We start from the raw sequence: 20,288 nt of genomic DNA, 5'->3' as shown, positions 1-20,288 counted from the left end.
ATCTCCAGAATCGAAGGCAGTTACTCCCAGTAAACAATTGATTATGCATTGAAGCAATGGAAGCGTGTTACGGTAACACAACGTTCGAACGCAGCTCCCTCAAGACCTGATCGTCAAGCGCCTCACTGTGGGATTGGCTATCTTGTAACCATATTGAAATTGAAAAGGGATGATTTTTTGTACGTCGGGCCTGCTTATTCATGAACCTCAACTACTGCAAGCTATTTGACGAATGATCAATATGACAACCCCAGCCCAATTCAAAATTTGAAGATGCTTGATCCAATAGATTCATTTTCCTTCATGACCATTGCGCCAGATGCATAGGTGGAATGAGGGATTGTGCCTGTTTTAAACCGATTGAAAGGCCTATATCCCAATCATCGAAACGACGCCGGAGCCAAGCAAGGCTGCTGACGTCAGACAACCCTCAGAAAGGGAATTATCATGAACGTAGCACGCTCCTTCAACAATTGGCTCAAGTTCCGTCAGACCGTCACCGAACTTGGCCGCATGTCCAGCCGTGAACTGCAGGATTTGGGTATCGACCGCGCCGATATCCGTAGTGTTGCCCGCGCATCAGTCGCTCGCTAATCACACGAGACTAACGAACCAACAGCCGTTCGACGCCCGCTTTCAACGCGGGCGTTTTTGTGTCGCCCTCATGTGTCTAGGTCAGCGAAATTCTATTCCAACGACAACGCCGACGGCTGCGATCACACGGATGAAGGCAGACATGACGATAACAGCAATTGGCTTGCAAAGAATTCCATCATTGCCGATAGTTGCGGAGGAGTTGGCAACGGCGTCGATCTGAAGTGACGCAAGAATAGTAATGCCGAGCAAGCTCCAGTACGAGGCAGGGAAAGTATGGCGCCTGTGGTGGATTGCAAGCAGCATGCACAGTACGATCAATGGCCCGAAGATATAGATCGTACCTGTCTCAAGACTCGCCGCTTCCGACATAATCCACATTTCCTTTCATAACGGCAGTACGCAGGATCGGATTTCATTGCGATGCGATCAGGACCGATATGACAGAATTCCGGCATTTCTCGAGGACGTCTACCGCCCGATCAGAGACGAACCTCGTGCGGCCTCAATCCGAATTCATTGCGAAAGCAGTTGGAAAAGTACGACGATGAACTGAACCCGCAGGCCATCGCGACACTGGTGATGGAAAGGTTGGTTGATACCAGCAGTTGCCGTGCCCGGGCGAGCCGAAGTGACAGATAGTACTGCCCCGGTGTTGTGCCGAGATTGCGCTGAAAAAGCCGCTCAATCTGGCGTCTCGATAAGCCGATCTGTTGGGGAATGTCATCGAGAGCGGTGGGCATCTCAATGTTCTGCAGCATGATACGAATAACCTGAATGAGTTTTTCGTTCTTGCCGGTGTACTGCAGTCCCGGCGGAACATACTGATATGCGTCGCCCGCCCGGCCACGATCTGCGATGACGTGCTGACAGACCTTGGCAACGGTTTCCGGACTGCAGCGCCGTTTCAGCAAGTCGATGGCGAGATCGAAAGCCGCGAACTCTCCGGCACAGGTGACAAAGGGGCCATCCTGCATAAATAATGCGTCGTTGACATTCAGTCCATAGAAGGTTTCAGACAGAGCGGGGATCTTGTTCCAATGAATGGTGCATCGGTTGGAATTCAGGAGACCCAACTGGGCGAGGAGCCATGTTGCCGTTCCAAGCGCATAGATCACAATCTTCTGGCGCACGCATAGCCTCAGCAAGGCGCTGACCTCGGACGAACATTGGGCCTCGATACCTTCACCTGCGCACAGAAGCATGAGGTCGGGAACACGGGACATTTCAACGTTCGTGCGTTCAGTGTGAAAGTCACCGTCAACGCCAATGCTGAAGCCGCTGGCGCACTTTACCGGCTGACCATCAATGCTCACGAGCTGCCATCGGAATTGCTCCAGACCGAGCAATGTGTTGGCCACACGCAGGGGCTCGATCATCGAAGACAACGATAATTGCGAGAATCCCGGGAACAGGAGCACGGTAAACACAGTCGGTTTGGTCTGCAGACTGACGACTGCGCGCGCACCTAGCCCAGGATCGGTAGCTGTATCATAGGAGAGGCGATCGAGATGCGTCTTTACCTGCGATGCCTCCACTGCGTGCTTGTTCATTGCCGTATGCGCTCGCCGGTTGGATCGTAGATGCAGCGTTCGACACGTATTGCCCGGCTACGGCGGCCAAAGGCTTCCACGTCGATCTCGGTGAGAGCCATATCATCGCCGGCAAGATAGCCAAATACCAAGGAAGCTCCGGTCGTGTGACTGTAGTCACCGCTCGTCGTCATGCCGATACTCCGACCACTGGCAATCATGGCTTCCCCGCCATAGACGGGCAGAGGGTCATCAAGGCGGAAACAAACGAGCTTGCGCTGGATGCCGCGTTCCTGCTGTTTAATCAGCGCGTCCCGCCCGTGAAAGTCGCCTTTCTTCAGGGAAACAGCAAAGCCAAGACCAGCTTCGAATGGTGTGTCATCGGGGGTGATATCTGCTCCCCAATAAAGGTAGCGCTTTTCCATGCGCAAGCTGGAGATCGCTTTGTAGCCGACATTGGCAATGCCGAACTCTGCACCCGCTGTCCGCAGGGTTTCATAGACATAAGACATGTATTCCACGGGGATATGCAGTTCCCAGCCAAGTTCGCCGACATAGGTCACGCGCGCTGCCATCACCGGCGCCCAGCCAATGCGGATATTTCGGCAGGTCATGTACGCAAAGGCTTCGTTGTCGATATCATCCTCGCTCGCCTTGGCGAGTACCTTCCGGGAAAGTGGCCCGCAAAGATTGATGACGCCATAAGCACTCGTCATATCCTGCATCATGACCGAGCGATCTCGCGGCATGTGGCTGCGGATCCAGTTGCCGTCACGCGTGCCAAATCCCGAGCCGGTCACCACATAAAACACATCATCGCGCGGACGCATGATCGTCAGATCAGCCTCGATACCACCACGCTTGTTGAGAAGCTGTGTATAAATGACGGCTCCTGTCCCGCGATCCAGATTGGCAGCGGCAAGCCATTGCAGATAGGCAAATGCACCCGGTCCGGAGATCTCGAACTTTGTAAAGGAGGACTGATCGATGAGTGCAACACCTTCCCTGACTAGGCGGTGTTCACGGCTGATGACCTCGCGGTTGGGTGCACGCTCGAATGTTTCGAGCGGCGGCTTCTGTTGACCAGGCTTGAGAAAATAATTCGGTCGTTCCCAGCCGAACTTTGCGCCGTAAACGGCCCCATGATCGGCAAGGGTTTGATAAAGCGGCGAACGGCGCAGCGGGCGGCAGGCCGAGCGCTCTTCTTCCGGCCAGGCGATCGCATAATATTTTGAATAGGCTTCAATGGCGCTGTCGCGCAGGTAGGCAAGCCCCGTATGCGGTTGGCCAAACCGGCGCAGATCAAATGCCCAGAGGTCCATGCCAGGATCGCCTTCAAGGATCCAGTTGGCCATGGCACGGCCCGCGCCGCCGGAAGCGGCGATGCCAGACGTAAAGCCGCAGGCGATGTAGAAATTATCGAGATTGCCTGCAAGACCCATCACAGGTTCACCGTCAGCCGAGATGGGAATTGGTCCATTGACGACGGTGCGTACGCCAAGCTCACCCAAAATTGGAATGCGGTTGGCAGCGCCTTCAATCACGTCAGAGATACGATCAAGATCATCAGCAAACAGTTCTTGCCCAAAGCTCATAGGCAGCTTGCCAAGTCCATAGGCAGCCCGCGTTTCCTTTTCCCAACCGCCGATGGCCATGGCACCGGGTTCCGGCTTGACGTAGAAATTGGCATCGGGATCGCGCAACGTTGGGAGGTCATCGGGCACAAGGGGGGATTTATCGGTAACGAAATACTCGTGCTCAAGCACTGTTACAGGCAGATCGATACCAGCAAGCTCGCCGCATTGACGAGCCCAGAGGCCTGCAGCGTTGACGACGACATCGCAGCCAATATTGCCGTCCGATGTCTGAACCTCGATGATGCGACGGTCCCGGATCGTAAAACCTGTAACCGTCACACCCTCAACAATGCGTGCCCCGCCTGCCCGGGCGCCTTTTGCATAGGCGTGTGTCAGTGAATAAGGGTCGACGTGCCCGTCCGAGGCAATCCACGTCGCGCCGCGTAAGTCTTTGGTATCGGCGAGCGGAAACAGTCGCTTCACGTCGTCAGGTCCGACAAGCTCCATGTCGAAGCCGTAACTCCTGGCGGCGGTGGCTGCCCGCTTTAATTCTTCCCAGCGTGCGTCGGAGGCTGCCAGGCGCAAACTACCCACATTCTTCCAGCCGACGTCCTGCCCCGTCTCGGCACCAATTTTGGAACAGAGTTCGGCACTGTATTGCATCAGCCGCGTCAGGTTCACCTTGCTGCGCAGTTGGCCCATCAGACCGGCTGCATGCCAGGTCGAGCCAGCGGTGATCACGTTCTTTTCAAGAACGACCACATCCGTCTCGCCTGCTTTGACAAGGTGATAGGCAATGCTGGTGCCGATAGCACCGCCTCCGACAATAACGATACGGGCATGCGAAGGAATCGTGATGGGCACTGGTCAGCTCCACGGTTGAGCATGAAATAATGCCACATTAAGTCACATTATGCAAAGTATAACAACATAAAAAGGGGTTGAGATATGGAAGAATCGGCTGTTGTAGCAGGCACTGCCAAGCTGGAGGCAGCCAAGACCCTGATTGACTGGACCCTGACGCGTAAAGCCAATGAAATGTATAATGTTGGCTACGCTGTGCCTGCGATGCCAAACATCGCAAAATCCGTCAAATATCTCCCTGAAAACATTGAACAGAAAATGATCAAAAACGATTTTGAGTGGGCTGCGAGCCATCGGGAGGCCATTCTGAAAGAGTGGAACAAATATTACGATGCGAAATCCGAACCCAAGAACTGAATTACAGGTGTTGTTACTTCGGCTGGCTTAACAATTTGACTGGTTGGCGATGCGAACCTTGCCTTCCGGCCTTCCTCCAGTGGAGCGTGACCGATTTTAATGGCTCGGTCGCAAAGTTTTCTTCCTTGATGGTTTGTGTCACAGAGTGATCAGTTGAGATGGGATATCAACGATGGTGGATTTCAAGGGTGTACAGTTCCGCCGCAGCTACCATCGCGGGGATCGAAGTGGCCCACATTTCTCTATCTGCTGTCGCAAAGATCTGGATATTCAATGGAGAACGTTTCGTGAGAGCCATTCTGCAAAAAAAGATAATCGAGGTCTGTGATCAAAAGATATCTGAAAAAGGCTCCGGCGTGGGCCTCTCGTTCTATTCGTTTTTTGGCAATAAAAATGATGACCCCGAGCTTCTGATGGAGGCCGCGGAATGGTGGATACGAATCCACCAACTCGACCATTTTGAAAAAGCAATCAAGATACGGGCTTTGGTCATGGACCTTGCCGGGCAGAACCCTCGCACTCGAACAGATGGCATGGATATTGTTAGGGGTGAAAACGGTTTCAGCAATTGTGAAAAAGCTCTGACGCTCGAGGATTTCATTTCGGTAGAACAGGAATTGTCCGTAAAACTTCCCGACGATTTGAAGGCGCATTATATCGATCACAATGGCGGAACACCGGAAAGATCCGTTTGGGTCGATCCGGAAGGGAAATGGGATGATAATGAAGTTCGCGACTTCATCCCGTTTCGCTATAGCGACCGCTTTGGTGACGATTCGGATTTTACTGCTGAGGGACGAACCAAAAGGGAATGGTCAGAACAGCAATTGCCACCCCATCTCATCCAGTTTGCCTTTGATTGGGGCGGGAATTATTATTGCGTCGATCATCGGGACGGCAAGGTTTACTTTTTTGTCCGAGACGTCTGGAGCGACAATCTGACGATCGAGAAAAACTGGATCGTCAACACACGCTACGTGACCACTTCGTTCAAGTCATTCATCGACAATTTGGCGGCTGGTGGAGCGGGCACGTGATAACAATTGCCGTGTTCCCGTTGCCGAGCGCATTAAGGAGCGCCTCGTATGGGCCGAGGGCGCAACCGCGTTTAAGTTGCGTGGCGACGTCTGGCGATCCTCTGGATCAGTATGCGCGTCGTGTGGGCTATCCAGACATGGAGTGCGACGATGGACGCAATGCGAAGAAAGAAGCCGGCAGTCGATTCATTGAAGTCCCATAAATCCATCGATACTCGCATGAGGAGCTTATCGCCTAGCCCCAGATCTGCCGAACTCCGCACGCCATACAGCGCCATGGCAGCAGCGAGCAGTCGCAAGGCGATCGTGCGGCCTCTACCGGAAGTCTTGATGCCGAACAGGGTTCGGGCAGCGTGCATCACAACCGACCAGCGGAAACCGATGTGCAGCGAGACGATAGTCAGAAGCCAATAGGCTGCAGCGGTATGGATCTGCCTGGCGGTAAAGCCGCCATCCAGGGGAAGGAACGCGAACACCAGCCGGGAGATCATAAGGCTGGTCACCACAACAGTTGCGACGACGACCAACAGCACCAGATTGATGCCGGCATATATCAATCCACTCGCTTCGCGCCGGGTGCGCGCGACCGTGCCCCACCAACGTCGATTGAAGACGTTGTGTATCGCGGCGAGCACAAAGACAGCAGAACCCGCCAGCTCATGAACGGTGTTGCCAAGCCAGTAATAGGCGAGGGCCAGCATGAGCAGGCCCACCGCCGCAAAGTCAATCGCCAGTCGCAGAAGGAAGGTAGGGGGCATGACCGTCAGTTCACCGGCGTCCCGTCGAAGGCCTGGATTTCGCTGTGCGTGAACAGGAAATCATTGCCGCTGGCACCTTGATGGCAGGACTGACAGCGGTTGGTGTTCTCAGCCTTGTTGACCGTGCGATCGGCCCAGTACCACTGGAACTGCCAGTTACCCGTGCGCCGGGTGTCGTCATAGTCAGCGCCCCAATTGGCGCCCTTTTCCATGACGAAATACCGGTAAAGCTCGCCATTGCGATAGTCGATCAGGACGAACTGCGCGCCATCGGGCACGGGCTTTCCGGCCTTGATCGTGTCGATTACGTTTTGTGTGGTCTTGATATGGGTGACGGATTCACCACGTTGACGGCCGGTATAATGCACCAGCTTGTCGAGGTTTTCGGGAAATTTGACGCGGTTGGTTTCCGCGTGAACCTGCAAGCCGACAAGAGCGATAGCGCTGAACGCGATGGCGGCTCCGGTCGCATATGTGAGTAAAGTGTTCATCTCGAGGGTCCTGAATGAAGCCGCAACACTGGGGGAGGGGACAAGGCCGGCTCAGGGGCCGGCCTCGTTCGTTAGCCGCGCGTGCCTTCGAGCGTTCTGTTGAAGAACGGCGCCAGCTTGCTCATCGCGGCGTTGACGTACTCGGGCACCCAATAGGTCTCGATATGTGTCGCGCCTTCGATCTTGAACAGCTCCTTGTCGGTCGTTCCGGTTGCTTTCGCGAATGCGTCTTCGCTCATGTAGAGGCTGTCAGCCTTGCTGCCCGCGATCATGAGCAGGGGCTTGTTGATCAGATCGATCTGGTCCGTTGCGTCGAACCGCGCCAGATCGAGCAGGCTGCTCAGCGTATAGCGCGCAGAGGAGCCAGGATGTGCGTTGGTTTTCTGGTAGTATTCGGTGCCCTGGCGATACATTTCGAACGGCAGCTTGGCAATTTGCTCGTCGGTCAGCGGCGTGGCATTGGCGTAGATGATGTTGCCGGTGGCTTCCTGCGCGCGGGCCTCCGATGCCTGCTGGAGACGCTCCTGAAGACTGCTTAGCTGTGAATCTTCAAAACCGTTGCGGCGCACGCGGCCGGAGTTGAACATGCTCAGCGTGGCGATAGCCTGAAAGCGCTTGTCGGTCTTGGCGGCAGCCAGTGAATAACCACCACCGCCGCAAATACCCAGCAACCCTAGGCGGGAGCCGTCAACGCCGGCATAGTGCGTGATATAGTCCGCCATCCCGTGGATGTCTTCAATGCGGTTGGACGGCTTGTCAACGTTGCGTGGTTCGCCACCGCTGCCACCCTGGTATGCTGCATCTGCCGCAATGGTAACGTAGCCCTGCTCGGCCAAACGCTGAGCGTAAAGCCCCGCGGTCTGTTCCTTGACGCCGCCGTTCGGGTGAGCCACGACAATTGCTGCATAGGATTGGTTGGGGGTGTAGCCGGGCGGGGTATAGACGTTCGCCGCAATGTCCAGTCCGTTCAACTTGTATTTGACCGGATGAATGTTGACTTTGCCGGCTACGTTTTCAGTGATGGCGCCTTCGTAGGTAAGCGTCTAGGGGTTTTTCCGGTAATCATCCGCGCGGGCGTCGCCGGCAGCCAGGGCGATGACAGCCGCCACGGTGAGAGGCTTGAGGTCGGTGATATTCAACTCGGTGCTCCTTGTTTGTTCAATTGGTCGCCAGGCCGGGCACCATCGCGTTGAACGCCGCGATCAACGGCTCCGCACCGGTGACGTCAACGGAATTTCTGCCCTTGGGAGACAGGACCGGCCCACACCCTGAAGTGTAGGCTGAGACGGACTGAGCGATTAGTGAGCTGAATATGATAGGGTTTATACTTCTAGATCACGAATGATCCGCGGGCGCAGAATTAGTGAGCTTTTACAGATAGATAAAAGCTCAGTGCGGTTCTATGGGCGTCTGTTCACGCTGGTATGAACTAAAGGTGATGGAATTAACCGCGATAGCGCAGAGCATCGATCAGCAGCGAGAATGCGGGTGAAGCAAGGCGCCTGCTGGGATAGTAGATATGATATCCAGGGAAGGGCGGTGACCAGTCTTCAAGCACCGGAACCAGCTTGCCCTCGCCGATCAGCGGGAGCAGGTAATCATCTGGCAGGCATGCCAGGCCTAATCCTGCCAGTGCTCCGTCGATGATGATCGGGACGTCATTGCAGACGAACTGGCCGTCGACACGGACATTGAGCGGTTTGCCGTCTTTTTCAAACTCCCAGGCATAGAGACCGCCGACGGTGGTCAGTCTCAGATTGATGCAGCGGTGTTTCGTCAGGTCATGCGGGGTGAGTGGTTTCGGGTGCCGTTCAAAATAATCTGGAGAGCCGACAACAAGCATGCGCATTTCCGGCCCGATTTTCAGCGCGATCATGTCCTTTTCGATATGTTCTCCGAGCCGGACCCCTGCGTCGAAACGCTCGTTCACCAGATCAACCAGCCGGTTTTCCACCGAGATCTCGACGTTAATATCGGGATAGGACTGCATCAGACGCGTTACGGCGGGCATGAGAATGGACACCGCAGCATGGCGGATGGCAGTGATGCGTATCGTGCCGCCCGGCGCGTGCCGCATGGCGCCAAGTGCATCCATCCGCGCGCGGATATCGTTGAATGCGGGCCTGAGCGTTTCGGCAAGCTGTTCTCCGGCCTCGGTCGGGACGACGGTGCGCGTGGTGCGTGTCAGCAGCCGAACGCCCATGCGGTCCTCGAGGCGACGCACCGAATGGCTGAGCGACGATTGCGAGGTACCCAACAGCGCAGCCGCCCGTGTGAAGCTGCGTTCTTCCGCGACGGTTAGAAAAGCAACGAGGTCACCCAGTTCATCTCGCTTCATTCATGAATCCCCAATATAAGTCCAATTGGTTCTTAGCATCTAGTCGAGCTAATCGGCTAGGAGTAAATTTGCCTCAATGCCCGGCGGCGTCCCGCGCCATGCTCACGTAGAACCCAGGCCATCGGCGATTCCAGGAGCCGCCGGATCTACCAACAAGGAGAAGCATCGTGAAAGCCATCGCCACAAGTCTTGCCATGTCGGCATTCGCAGCCACGGGCGCTGAAGCGCAGCAAAACCCCCGCGTGGCTCCGCCGGCTGTCTACGACGTTGCGCCCGGGCTTGGCCATTTCACTGATGATGTTCTGTTCGGCGAAGTGTGGAAGCGCAAGGATCTGAGCCCGCGCGACCGCAGCCTGGTCACTATCTCTGTTTTGATCTCGACCGGGAAGGGGCACGTCCTGGCCAACCATGTGAAGCGGGCGCTGGAAAACGGCGTGGAGGCCCGCGAAGTGGGCGAAGTGGTCACGCACCTGGCATTCTATTCCGGCTGGCCCAATGCGATGTCGGCAGTGGCAGAGATCAAGAAGGTCTTTGACGAACTGAAGATCGCGCCCGTCAGGGATAGCGACGATGCACTTATCCAGCTAGACGCTGCGGCAGAAGCTGCCCGCAGCGCGTCCGTGGCTGCCAACGTGGCGCCGATCGCGCCCGCCCTTGCCGATCTCACCAACCGGGCACTGTTCGGCGATCTGTGGCAGCGCCCGGATCTGTCGGCCCGCGACCGGAGCCTGGTTACGGTGACAGCGCTGATAGCGATGGGGCAGCTCGACCAACTGGCGTTCCATCTGGGCCGCGCCATGGATAACGGACTGACACGGGAAGAGGCGGCCGAAGCCATTACCCATGCCGGATTCTATGCCGGTTGGCCGCGTGCCATATCTGCGGTGCCAGTTCTCAAAACGGTTTTGGCAAGCAGGGAGGGCGCCGCCGCGCAAACACCGGCCGGTGCCGATATCAAAGTAATCAAGCGCGACAGCCAACCTGTGAGCGGCCCCGAGGAACGCTTTACCGGCAAGGTCCAGGTGTCATCTGCCTACAAGGGCGACGGCGCTGCCCGCATAGGCGGGGCTACCGTATCATTCGAACCGGGTGCACATACGGCCTGGCATATGCACCCCCTCGGCCAGACACTCTTCGTTGTTTCGGGGAAGGGCTGGGTTCAGAAAGAAGGCGGTGCGGTCCAGATCATGGAGCCGGGCGACGTTGTCTGGATTCCGCCGATGGTGAAACATTGGCACGGCGCGGCAGTTGACCAACCAATGGTGCATTTCGCGGTATCGGAGGCACTCGATGGCAACACCGTAACCTGGATGGAGAAGGTTTTGTCTGAAGACTACAGCCGGGGCCGGGAAGCGGAGTGAATGACCAGAAGCCCCCAACATTTATCCGTCCGGCAGGCAACAATGTTGCCGCAGTTCCTGTTGTGCTCTTCCGGGAATGTGTAAAAGTGCATCAACACATGACCGGAGATTCCCATGCACAGCAGCACACCAAAAATCAGCACGTGGTACATCGATCCTGACGCCGAGGATGCCATGGCCGACGGGCATGCGCCGATCTGGCGGCATTTGATCGGTCTTTTGCCGGAACGGGATCTGTCCGGAAAGGCAGTGCTGGATTTCGGCTGCAATCAGGGCGGGCTGCTGCGCCATCTCTACGCAATCCGGCCGTTTCGCAAGGCCCTCGGGGTTGATATTGCCGAGCAATCAATTGCAAGGGCCAATGACCTCAGGGGTAATCTGCCCGTTCAGTACCAGACCGCGGCCCATGTTGAGGGCTGGGATGGCGAGTTCGATCTGGCGATCAGCCATGAGGTGATCTATCTCGTTGCCGACATCGAAGCGCATGCGCGCGATATATGGCGGAGTCTGAAGCCCGGGGGTGTTTACTACGCGGTCACCGGTTGCCATACGGATAATCCGTTGTGGCCGAAATGGCGCGACCTTGTTGCGGAGAAGACCAACACGGTCGTGCAGGATCGCTCCATTACCGACTATGCCAGGGTATTTGAGGGTGCCGGGTTCGAGGTATCGGCGCGCAAACTCGAGTTTGACGGCTTCATTCCCTTTGTCGCCGATGGCTGGATGCCGGATTTTGCCGATGCGCTTACCTATTACACGCAGACCAAGGTCATTTTCCGGCTGGTGAAACCATAATTTCGGACCGGATGAGCTCGATATCGAAATGAGGGCGGCTGCCGGGCGCGATGCGGACAAAATTGCCCTGCACACGGAATACCTTCTCGATCAGTCCGCTCCCGGCGAGCGCGTCCGGTTCGCCGTCGAAGAGCAACTGGCCCTTTTCCAATAGGGAAATGCGGTCACTGATCGAGATCGCCTGGTTGATATCGTGAATGGCCATGATGATTGTTACGCCTCTTTCGCGGCTGAGGCGGTGCACCAGATTGAGCACTTCCACCTGAAAGCCGATATCGAGGAAGGATGTAGGCTCGTCCAGCAGCAGGATTTGGGCTTCCTGGGCAAGCGCCGCCGATATCCAGGCGCGCTGCCGCTCGCCCCCGGACAATTCATGCAGGCTCCGGTCCGCCAGATTGGCCAGCCCTGTGCTTTCCAATGCCCATTCTATCGCCCGTTCATCGTGACTGCTGTAGCTGCGAAACAGACCGACATGGGGATAGCGGCCCTGCCGCACAAGCTGTTCGACGGTCATCTCGTCCGGAGCTGACGGCTGCTGTGGCAAGAATGCTAGCTGTTTTGCCAAGGTCCGCCGCGACATTTCTCTGGCAGGCTTGCCGTTGATTTCCACCTGCCCCTCGTGCGGCGTGATCAAGCCGGCAATGGATTGAAGCGCGGTGCTTTTGCCGGAGCCGTTGGGGCCGATGAGGGCCCGAATCTCTCCGGGCTTCAGATCAAGGTTGAAGCTGTTCAATGCCTTGCGGCGACCATAGAAAACCGACAGTTGCGAGCAGGAAAGGGGCATTATGGTCCTCAAGGTATTTTGCGCAGGAGTGCGATCAACACAGGCACACCGAACAGGGCCGTGATCACCCCGATCGGAATCTCCTCGGCCTGCCCGAGCAGCCGGCCGAGGAGATCCCCCAGCGTGACGACGAATGCGCCAAGGGCAATGGTCAGCGGCAGCACAAGGGCAAAATGACGGCCCGCCAGAAAACGGGCGAGATGGGGAACGACAAGACCGACAAAGATGATGGGGCCAACGGCACCGACCGCACTTGCCGCAAGTGCGCACGACAACAGCAGGACGATTGAAAACTGTTTGCGATAGGAGAGGCCGAAGGAGCGCGCGACTGCGGGGTCGAACCGCAGCAGGTCTATGGAACGCCGCAGGGCCGGGAGCGCTGCGAGCCCGGCGATTGTGAAAGGCACAAGGAACAGGGCGTGGGTCCAACTGCGCGCATAAAGGCTGCCGGACAGCCATTCCAGCAGGATTTCAATGCGCGCCGAGCCCCAGCCGGCAATCAACCCAATCGCGGCGGCATGCAACACGGCACCGATTGCAATGCCGCAAAGGGTAATCCGGAGCGGCCCCAGATCAAGCCGGAAGGCGAGGACGTAGATAAGGCCGCCCGCTGCCATGCCGCCCAGTGTGCCGATGGCGGGAAGCCATGCAAGGGGCAGCTCGGCGAGCGTGTTGGAGCCCGGCTCAGAGATGTAAACGGTGAAGACAAGGAAGACGGTGACGGCCAGGGTCGCGCCTTGTGAAATCCCCATGATGGACGGATCGGCGAGCGGATTGCGGGTGATGGTCTGCAGCAGGAGGCCAGCCACCGCAAAATGAATCCCGGCCAGGATACCGGTGACAATGCGCGGCAGCCGGATATCCAGAATGATCGATCTGGCTTCATCGGAGCCATGTCCGGTCAGGACGGCTGCAACATCTTTCGCCGGAATGTCGGCAACGCCCAGAAACACCGCGGCGATAAGGACGAGCACCATCATGGCCAGGAGAGCCAATACTGGTCCAAACAGGGAACGGCGGTGAACGGGAACGGACACGGTCATCGTTACTGCCCGCCTTTCAGCGAAAAGCGGCGTGTCTGGACCAGATAGATAAAGAAGGGGCCGCCGAGCAGCGCTGTGATAATACCCACCGGCAGCTCGCGCGGTAAAGCGACGCTGCGTGTGATGACGTCGGCAGTCACGACCATCAACGCACCGATGGCCGCGGTCAGCGCAATGGACCAGCCGATGTTATGCGGTTTGAGCAGCCGGGCGATGTGCGGCGAGACAAGACCAACAAAGGCAACCGGCCCGGCGACCGGCGCGACACCTGCAACGGGAAGCACGGCGAACAGCAGCAGGACCGGTTTCCAGAAACGCATGTTCAGTCCCATGCCAATGGATGCATGTTCACTCAGAGCGAGCATGCCGATGATGCGGTGGCACGCAAAGGCGCCGGCCAGGCCGCCGAGCACCCACGGTGTCATGTATAGAAGATGCGGCCACGATCTGCCTTGAAAACCACCGGACAGCCAGAAGAGCAGGGATGGCGCTTGCGGTCCGCTCAAGAGCAGCACACAGGTCGTTGCCGCGCCCAGGAAGAGGGAGATGCTGATGCCACCGAGTGCAAGATGCAGTGGTCGTCCCTCGCCGCCGCGCGATACCCAAAGGGTGACTGAAGCGGCGGCCAAACCGCCCGCCAGTCCGACAAAGGGATAATACACTGACGAAATCCATGGCAGGAATACGAAACAGAAGACGATGGGTGCCACCGCGCCCGACGCAACGCCGGTAATATCGGGACCAGCGAGCGGATTGCGGGTCAGCGCCTGCAGGAGATACCCCGAGACGGCGAGGCCGGCACCGGCAATGACGGCAGCAAGGCTGCGGGGCATGCGCAGCGACCAGACAAGAATGGAATCGATCTTTCCATCCGGCGACAGGAGCACCGACGATAGTTTGGACAATCCAAGCGGTTTGGCCCCGACGAGCAGGCCGGCAACAATCACCAAAAGGGTTGCCGCCACGACGAGCGTGGTCATGACCAATGACCGTCCCATGCCTGCTGCTTGCCGCCGTGCCAAGGAGATATCGCTACTGGATATCGGCAGGGATCAATTTCGCCGCCTCGGCTTTGACATCCACCTTTGGAAAGGTCTCCGGATACAGATAATGTGCTGCTTCACGCAAAACGATTTCGCGGGCTATCGGACCATTGGCTTCAACCCAATGATCACCGACATAGAAAACGCGGCCATTCTTGACCGCCGAAAGCTGCTGCCAGATCGGATTGTTCTCGTGCGGACGATCCGGACCGGAATCATAGACGAAAATGACCTCCGGGTCTTTTTCAAGCATGGTCTCAAGGCTCAACTCCACACCGAACGGTCCGCCTTGGCGCATTGGTCCGGCAATGTTGTCGCCGCCAAGCGCGGCAACGATCGAGGCCGTTGTATTCTCCGTGTGGAAGGACCATGGCGTATCTCCGGCCCACATGATCTGAAAGCGCGGATGCACGTCCTTCGGCGCTTTGGTGCTGTACTCGGCAAGGTGCTGCCGGAAAGTGGCATTGAGTTCCGTACCGCGTTCCGGCTTGCCCAGCACCTGTGCAAGCTGGGAAATCTCGCGATCGCTTTCGCTCAAAAGCTCCATATTATAGGCCACGTAGGGTGCGATCTTCTGCAATTGCTCGGCATTGCCAATCGTGTAGCGGCGCATGGCAATGATGATGTCGGGCTTTGCTTCCGACAGCAGTTCCAGATTGGGTTTGGCACGCTGGCCGATCTGTTTGATCTGCTTTGTCAGGCCGAGTAGAAAATCGGGCTCGCGGCCGGCTGCCATATAGGTCGTTGCGACCGGTTTGACGCCAAGCGCAAATGCCACGTCGGTAGCAAAGTAGGAAATGGAGGCGATACGCTTGGGATTGGCGGGAACTTCAATGGTGGTTCCACGATCATCGACAATTGACAATGTTTTTGCATTGTCGGCCGACGCCGATGCTGCGGTTAGAAGGCCGAGCAAACCGATTGCACAAAGAGACTTGAGGCCCTTACCAAACATGATGGCATCTTTCCTGACCGCGTGGAACTGTACACCGCTTTAGCCAATAAACATGATATATTCAATCATATTATCTTGCGGTTTCCGCAATAAGATGCGTGAAAAACCCGTTCGCCGGCGGGTAAGGAACTTATCCAATTTGCGGATACGCCTTTTGGCAGGAACAACAAACGATCGTTTTCCGATCACCAGCGATTTTATGCAGCTGGCTTCCGATCATTGGGCTTCAGACATGACAACGCCCCACGGCAAGTTCTGCAATAAAGCTGCTGTGATCGTTGCATCCTGTGAACTTACGGGTTGTAAAAACTGGCGCGATTTCATCCGGCTGTCATCCGGGATTTATAAAGAAGGGGAGAAGCTAACCAAGTTGGGGGTATGAAATGCGTAAACTTTTTCTTGCGGCGTCGTCGGTGGCACTCTTGTCCGGGGCGGCCCATGCGACAACGATCTATCCGCTGGACCGGGCCACAGTCCTCGCAGGCTCGCCATTCGATTTCAAGGTTGAATTCAGCAAGGTCGTGAAGCCGGAAGATGTGAAGGTCACGATCAATGGCGAGAGCTACGACGCCGTTTTCAGCAAGGCCGCCCAATTCGTCGCCGAGGAGAAAGGTACTGAAGACAAGGTGCTCGGATCCGCGCTCATCCTGCGCGACATCAAGCTCGCAAAACCCGGCCAGTACAAGGTCGAGGTATCGGCTGGCGACGAGAAGAAATCGGTCGGCTGGGATGTATACACAACATCAGACACGCCCAAGGCCAAGAACATTATTTTCCTTTTGGGTGACGGCCTTTCCGTTGCGCATCGCACCGGTGCCCGCCTCATGTCCAAGGGTATGACCGAGGGGAAGGCCAATGGCCGCCTTGCCATGGACGACATCCCGCCCGTCGCCTTTATCGGCACCTCCTCGACCTCGGCCATCGCCACTGATAGCGCCAACACCATGTCGGCTTATATGACCGGCCACAAGTCCGCGGTAAATGCGCTTGGCGTCTATGCTGACCGCACGCCAGCCAGCCAGGACGACCCCAAGGTCGAAACGATCGGTGAGGCTCTGCGCCGCACCGGCAAGAAGTCGCTCGGCATCGTGACGACATCCGAAGTCCAGGACGCGACACCTGCCGCGCTCGTTTCCCATACGCGCAAGCGCGCCGACAAGGCTGACATCGTCGGCATGATGTACAACGTCAAGCCGGACGTGCTGCTCGGTGGTGGCTCGGCCTACTTCCTGGCCAAAGACGTGCCCGGTTCGAAGCGCAAGGATGACAAGGACTATATCGCGCTCTTCAAGGAGGCCGGTTACGCCCTCGCCACCGACAAGAATGAACTGGCCGCCGCGGCCGGCTCGAACCAGGGCAAGCTGCTCGGCCTCTTCCACACCGGCAACCTCGACGTCACGCTCGATCGCGAATTCCTCAAAAAGGGAACCGTCGACAAGTTTCCCAACCAGCCGGGCCTGGTCGATATGACCAAGGTGGCGCTCGACAGGCTGTCGAAGAATCCGGATGGCTTCTTCCTGATGGTGGAGGCTGCGTCCATCGACAAGATGAGCCATCCGCTCGATTGGGATCGCGCTTTGGTCGATACGATCGAATTCGACAAAGCCATCGCGGCTGCACGCGAATTCCAGACGAAGAATCCGGATACGCTGATCGTCGTCACCGGTGACCATACGCATGGCGTCTCGATCATCGGCACTGTCGATGACGATAAGCCAGGCACGGAAATGCGCGACAAGGTCGGCACCTACGCCGCGGCAGGCTTCCCGAACTACGAAGACAAGGACGGCGACGGCTATCCGGACCGCGTCGATGTTTCCCGTCGTCTGTTCATCGCAGCCAACAACGGCCCTGACCATTACGAGACCTTCCGTCCGAAGCTCGATGGTCCTTTCGTTCCGGCGATCCAGAACGAGAAGAAGGAATACGTCGCCAACGAAGCTTACAAGGACGTGCCGGGTGCCGTCTTTGTCCAGGGCAACATCCCGCGCGATGAGGATAGCGGTGTTCACGCGGTGGACGATGTCGTGCTTCAGGCCGTTGGCCCGGGTGCGGAAGGCTTCCGTGGTTACATGGAACAGAGCGACGTCTACCGCGTCCTGGCTGACGCTTTCGCACTCGGCGCGTCAAAGATGTAAATCTGCCCGACTGACGAACAGGACAGGCGGCCGAAAGCCGCCTGTCTTCCCGTTTAAGGAGATTGCGATGACGGAGAAGAAGACCTTTGCTATCGGCCGTCGGGCGCTGCTCACGGCGGCCGCGGTTTTGCCTTTCATGGGCATTGCCGCACGCGCAAGCGCTGCCGAGAAACTGGGGTTCGGCGAGCTCTACAAAAGCTTTGGTCCGCTCGGTCTCGAATTTTCCGACAAGGTGAAGCAACTGAGCGGCCAGGAGATTGCCATCAGCGGCTTCATGGCGCCGCCGCTCAAGGCGGAGGCGGCATTTTTCGTCCTGACGGAAATCCCGATGTCGCTCTGCCCGTTCTGTTCCTCAGACGCCGACTGGCCGGACAATATCATGGTCGTCTATCTCTCGGCCAAGCAGACCTTCGTGCAGTTCAATGCGCCCATCATCGCGCGTGGGGTGCTGGAGTTCGGTTCCTGGACCGATCCGGAAACCGGCTTCATCAGCCAGTTGCGTCTTCGGAACGCGGCCTTCAGGACCGTCTGACACCATGCTCGCACTCGACGTTTCCGATCTCCAAATGCATTTTCCGGGCCTGGCTGCGCCGGTCCTTGCCATCGAGCGATTTCATCTGCCGGCCGGTGGCCAACTGGCGATCACCGGTGCTTCCGGCTCGGGAAAAAGCACATTCGTCAACGCGATCACCGGCCTGGAAAACGTCACGCACGGCAAAATTTCCTGGAACGGCATGGACATCACCCGTCTTTCCTCCGGCCGGCGCGATGCTTTTCGCGCACGCAACATCGGCCTTGTCATGCAGGATTTCCATCTTTTCCCCGGGCTTTCTGCCTTCGATAACGTGGTGCTCCCGGTCAGGCTTGCGCGTCGGTTGACCGTCGAGGAGCGGGAGCGTGCGCTGGCGCTGCTTTCAGCCACCGGGATCAATCGCGTCGGGCAGAAGATCGAGACATTGTCACGTGGTGAAATGCAGCGTGTCGCCGTCGCCCGTGCGTTGTTGCAGCGTCCCGGCGTCATCGTCGCTGACGAGCCGACGGCCAGTCTTGACCGCCATGCGGGCAACGAGGTTGCCGAGCTTCTGCTGCGGCTTTCCGCAGAGCAGGGCACGACACTGGTGGTGGTCACGCATGATGCGTTTCTTGCGGAGCGTCTTGGCCGCCGCATCTGCCTGGCGAGCGGGCGTGTCGACGAGGATAGTGGAGAGAGTGCCGCGCAATGATGAAGTTCATTTTTGCCGACCTGCGGCGATTCTGGAGCGGCGCGCTGGCCGTTGTGGTGCTCATTGCATTGTCCGTCGCCTTAAGCGTGACCGTGACGCTGCAGGAGCGGGCTGTCCGGCTCGGCAGTGCGCGTGCGGCCGAGAAGTTCGATCTGCTGGTCGGAGCCGCCGGCAGCGAAACCCAGCTTGCGCTTTCGGCCGTATTCCTGCAGCCGGCGCCGCTGCCGCTGATGGAGGGCGCCGTTCTCGGCCGCCTCGCCAACGATCCGCGCGTCGAACTGGCGGCGCCCGTCGGCTTTGGTGACTCCGCTTACGGTTTTCCGATCGTCGGCACCACGACCCGCCTGATTTCGACGCTGTCTCCGAACCTGGCGCAAGGGGCGCATTTCGCGCGCCTTGGCGAGGCGGTGGTTGGCTCCGATGTGGCGCTGTCGCCGGGCGCGCAGATCAAGCCGATGCACGGCACGGCGGAAACGGGCGGTGAAACCCATACGGCGATTGCCTACAAGGTGACTGGCCGCATGGCGCCGACGGGAACCGCTTGGGATCGCGCCATCCTGGTGCCGATCCGGGCCGTATGGCAGCTTCACGGCATGCATGGAGAGGAACATCATGACGGTGAAAGCGGGGAAACCGAGTTGCACGGTCCCGGGCCGAAAGATCACAGCCATGAGCACGAGCATGGCCATGTCGATGCGGATGCGCCCCTGGACGAGCATTTCGATGCGCAATCCCCTGGCGTTCCCGCCATTCTCGTCAAGCCGAAGACGGTTGCCGACGCTTACCGCCTGCGGCAGGAATACCGCACAGGCGCGACGCTCGGCGTTTTTCCAGCGGAGGTCCTGACGCGGCTCTACGCGACATTGGGGGACGCCCGCAGCCTGCTTCTGGCAATTGCTCTGGGCACGCAGGCGATCGTCATTGCCGCCATCGTGCTGGTGACGGTCATGCATGTCGGATCAAGGTGGCGGCAGATCGGCGCCTTGCGTGCGCTCGGCACTCCGGTTCGCTCGATCATCGCGCTCGTGTGGGGAGAGCTTTTCCTGCTGTTTGTCGCCGGCATCGTATCGGGAATAGCCCTCGGCTACGCCGCGGCATCGGCGATCTCGGCGTGGCTGACCGCATCGACGGCCGTCCGGCTGCCGGTTGATTTCGCGCCGGACGATCTGTGGCTGGTGATCGGTTTTCTCGCTGTTGCGGCGGTTGTTTCCATTGTTCCCGCGTTTGCCGCTTTGCGTTCCAGCCCGGCTGCCGCTTTGCGTGCGTAGCCGCTACCGGCAATGCTGACGCCATGTTTACGTGACGAGATCGCTTGGCTTCTTCAAAAGCCGGCTCAGCAACAGCGTGGAAATCGGGAAACACCCCTTTTTCACGCGTGATCACGGCGTCCTGCAAAGA

At 57.8% G+C, this 20,288-nt stretch carries 20 protein-coding genes and 2 pseudogenes; 11 read left to right on the top strand and 11 right to left on the bottom strand.

The window, feature by feature from the left end; all coding sequences use genetic code 11:
* The first annotated feature begins 447 nt into the window (after positions 1-447).
* Positions 448-594, top strand: coding sequence for a DUF1127 domain-containing protein (locus ACIQWS_RS20150; RefSeq protein ID WP_091879693.1), 147 nt, complete (start codon positions 448-450; stop codon positions 592-594).
* An 81-nt stretch (positions 595-675) separates the two neighbouring features.
* On the opposite strand, the gene ACIQWS_RS20145 is transcribed toward ACIQWS_RS20150, so the two are convergent.
* The 3 genes from ACIQWS_RS20145 to ACIQWS_RS20135 form a co-directional block, all read right to left on the bottom strand.
* Positions 676-966, bottom strand: coding sequence for a hypothetical protein (locus tag ACIQWS_RS20145; protein WP_403183511.1), 291 nt, complete (start codon positions 964-966; stop codon positions 676-678).
* Between the two features lie 110 nt (positions 967-1,076).
* On the bottom strand, positions 1,077-2,147 hold the full coding sequence (locus ACIQWS_RS20140; RefSeq protein WP_403183508.1) for a GlxA family transcriptional regulator: 1,071 nt from the start codon (positions 2,145-2,147) through the stop codon (positions 1,077-1,079).
* The gene (locus tag ACIQWS_RS20135) at positions 2,144-4,567 is read right to left on the bottom strand and encodes an FAD-dependent oxidoreductase (protein ID WP_403183504.1); all 2,424 of its coding nucleotides are present in this window, start codon (positions 4,565-4,567) and stop codon (positions 2,144-2,146) included. The genes ACIQWS_RS20140 and ACIQWS_RS20135 overlap by 4 nt, the downstream gene beginning before the upstream one ends.
* A gap of 84 nt (positions 4,568-4,651) precedes the next feature.
* Here ACIQWS_RS20135 and ACIQWS_RS20130 point away from each other — a divergent pair, with 84 nt between their 5' ends.
* The 3 genes and pseudogenes from ACIQWS_RS20130 to ACIQWS_RS20120 all read left to right on the top strand — a co-directional run bounded on the left by ACIQWS_RS20130 (position 4,652) and on the right by ACIQWS_RS20120 (position 5,961).
* Positions 4,652-4,924, top strand: a complete 273-nt coding sequence (locus ACIQWS_RS20130; protein WP_403183502.1) for a hypothetical protein — start codon at positions 4,652-4,654, stop codon at positions 4,922-4,924.
* A gap of 287 nt (positions 4,925-5,211) precedes the next feature.
* Positions 5,212-5,424, top strand: a pseudogene (locus tag ACIQWS_RS20125) (DUF6500 family protein); the annotation flags it as partial.
* The gene (locus ACIQWS_RS20120; RefSeq protein ID WP_403183699.1) at positions 5,416-5,961 is read left to right on the top strand and encodes an SMI1/KNR4 family protein; all 546 of its coding nucleotides are present in this window, start codon (positions 5,416-5,418) and stop codon (positions 5,959-5,961) included. The pseudogene ACIQWS_RS20125 and the gene ACIQWS_RS20120, both read left to right, overlap by 9 nt.
* A 71-nt stretch (positions 5,962-6,032) precedes the next feature.
* On the opposite strand, the gene ACIQWS_RS20115 is transcribed toward ACIQWS_RS20120, so the two are convergent.
* The 4 genes and pseudogenes from ACIQWS_RS20115 to ACIQWS_RS20100 form a co-directional block, all read right to left on the bottom strand.
* Positions 6,033-6,719: a DUF4405 domain-containing protein gene (locus ACIQWS_RS20115; protein ID WP_403183499.1), complete on the bottom strand. Its 687-nt coding sequence runs from the start codon at positions 6,717-6,719 to the stop codon at positions 6,033-6,035.
* A 5-nt stretch (positions 6,720-6,724) separates the two neighbouring features.
* Complete coding sequence (locus tag ACIQWS_RS20110; protein WP_403183495.1) at positions 6,725-7,210, bottom strand: cytochrome P460 family protein; 486 nt, start codon at positions 7,208-7,210, stop codon at positions 6,725-6,727.
* Positions 7,211-7,281: 71 nt separating this feature from the next.
* Positions 7,282-8,307, bottom strand: a pseudogene (locus ACIQWS_RS20105) (alpha/beta hydrolase).
* A 347-nt stretch (positions 8,308-8,654) separates the two neighbouring features.
* Positions 8,655-9,548 carry a LysR family transcriptional regulator gene (locus tag ACIQWS_RS20100; protein WP_403183494.1) on the bottom strand — a complete coding sequence of 298 codons (894 nt, stop codon included), beginning with the start codon at positions 9,546-9,548 and terminating at the stop codon, positions 8,655-8,657.
* Between the two features lie 167 nt (positions 9,549-9,715).
* Here ACIQWS_RS20100 and ACIQWS_RS20095 point away from each other — a divergent pair, with 167 nt between their 5' ends.
* The gene (locus tag ACIQWS_RS20095; RefSeq protein ID WP_403183491.1) at positions 9,716-10,909 is read left to right on the top strand and encodes a carboxymuconolactone decarboxylase family protein; all 1,194 of its coding nucleotides are present in this window, start codon (positions 9,716-9,718) and stop codon (positions 10,907-10,909) included.
* 114 nt (positions 10,910-11,023) lie between these two features.
* Positions 11,024-11,704, top strand: coding sequence for a class I SAM-dependent methyltransferase (locus ACIQWS_RS20090; RefSeq protein WP_403183488.1), 681 nt, complete (start codon positions 11,024-11,026; stop codon positions 11,702-11,704).
* Here ACIQWS_RS20090 and ACIQWS_RS20085 read toward each other — a convergent pair.
* The 4 genes from ACIQWS_RS20085 to ACIQWS_RS20070 form a co-directional block, all read right to left on the bottom strand.
* Positions 11,679-12,488, bottom strand: coding sequence for an ABC transporter ATP-binding protein (locus ACIQWS_RS20085; RefSeq protein ID WP_403183485.1), 810 nt, complete (start codon positions 12,486-12,488; stop codon positions 11,679-11,681). The genes ACIQWS_RS20090 and ACIQWS_RS20085 overlap by 26 nt on opposite strands.
* A gap of 8 nt (positions 12,489-12,496) precedes the next feature.
* Positions 12,497-13,468 (bottom strand): FecCD family ABC transporter permease, encoded by a 972-nt coding sequence (locus tag ACIQWS_RS20080; protein WP_403183696.1) that lies wholly within the window; start codon positions 13,466-13,468, stop codon positions 12,497-12,499.
* Between the two features lie 65 nt (positions 13,469-13,533).
* Positions 13,534-14,529, bottom strand: coding sequence for a FecCD family ABC transporter permease (locus ACIQWS_RS20075; protein ID WP_403183481.1), 996 nt, complete (start codon positions 14,527-14,529; stop codon positions 13,534-13,536).
* A 34-nt stretch (positions 14,530-14,563) separates the two neighbouring features.
* The gene (locus tag ACIQWS_RS20070) at positions 14,564-15,529 is read right to left on the bottom strand and encodes an ABC transporter substrate-binding protein (RefSeq protein ID WP_403183478.1); all 966 of its coding nucleotides are present in this window, start codon (positions 15,527-15,529) and stop codon (positions 14,564-14,566) included.
* Positions 15,530-15,683: 154 nt separating this feature from the next.
* Between ACIQWS_RS20070 and ACIQWS_RS20065 the strand changes: the two genes are divergently transcribed.
* The 5 genes from ACIQWS_RS20065 to ACIQWS_RS20045 all read left to right on the top strand — a co-directional run bounded on the left by ACIQWS_RS20065 (position 15,684) and on the right by ACIQWS_RS20045 (position 20,158).
* Complete coding sequence (locus ACIQWS_RS20065) at positions 15,684-15,911, top strand: hypothetical protein (RefSeq protein ID WP_403183474.1); 228 nt, start codon at positions 15,684-15,686, stop codon at positions 15,909-15,911.
* A gap of 1 nt (position 15,912) precedes the next feature.
* Positions 15,913-17,667 (top strand): alkaline phosphatase, encoded by a 1,755-nt coding sequence (locus ACIQWS_RS20060; protein ID WP_403183471.1) that lies wholly within the window; start codon positions 15,913-15,915, stop codon positions 17,665-17,667.
* A gap of 67 nt (positions 17,668-17,734) precedes the next feature.
* Complete coding sequence (locus tag ACIQWS_RS20055; RefSeq protein ID WP_288192309.1) at positions 17,735-18,199, top strand: hypothetical protein; 465 nt, start codon at positions 17,735-17,737, stop codon at positions 18,197-18,199.
* Positions 18,200-18,203: 4 nt separating this feature from the next.
* The gene (locus ACIQWS_RS20050) at positions 18,204-18,890 is read left to right on the top strand and encodes an ABC transporter ATP-binding protein (protein ID WP_403183467.1); all 687 of its coding nucleotides are present in this window, start codon (positions 18,204-18,206) and stop codon (positions 18,888-18,890) included.
* On the top strand, positions 18,887-20,158 hold the full coding sequence (locus tag ACIQWS_RS20045; protein WP_403183463.1) for an ABC transporter permease: 1,272 nt from the start codon (positions 18,887-18,889) through the stop codon (positions 20,156-20,158). The genes ACIQWS_RS20050 and ACIQWS_RS20045 overlap by 4 nt, the downstream gene beginning before the upstream one ends.
* Positions 20,159-20,288 lie beyond the last annotated feature (130 nt).

Origin of the sequence: Phyllobacterium sp. NPDC097923 (assembly GCF_044760925.1) — a bacterium.
In the GTDB taxonomy this organism is placed as follows: Bacteria; Pseudomonadota; Alphaproteobacteria; order Rhizobiales; family Rhizobiaceae; genus Phyllobacterium; species Phyllobacterium calauticae.
Note: the sequence above shows the minus strand (reverse complement) of the source record. Positions and strands in the feature narration are given on the sequence as shown.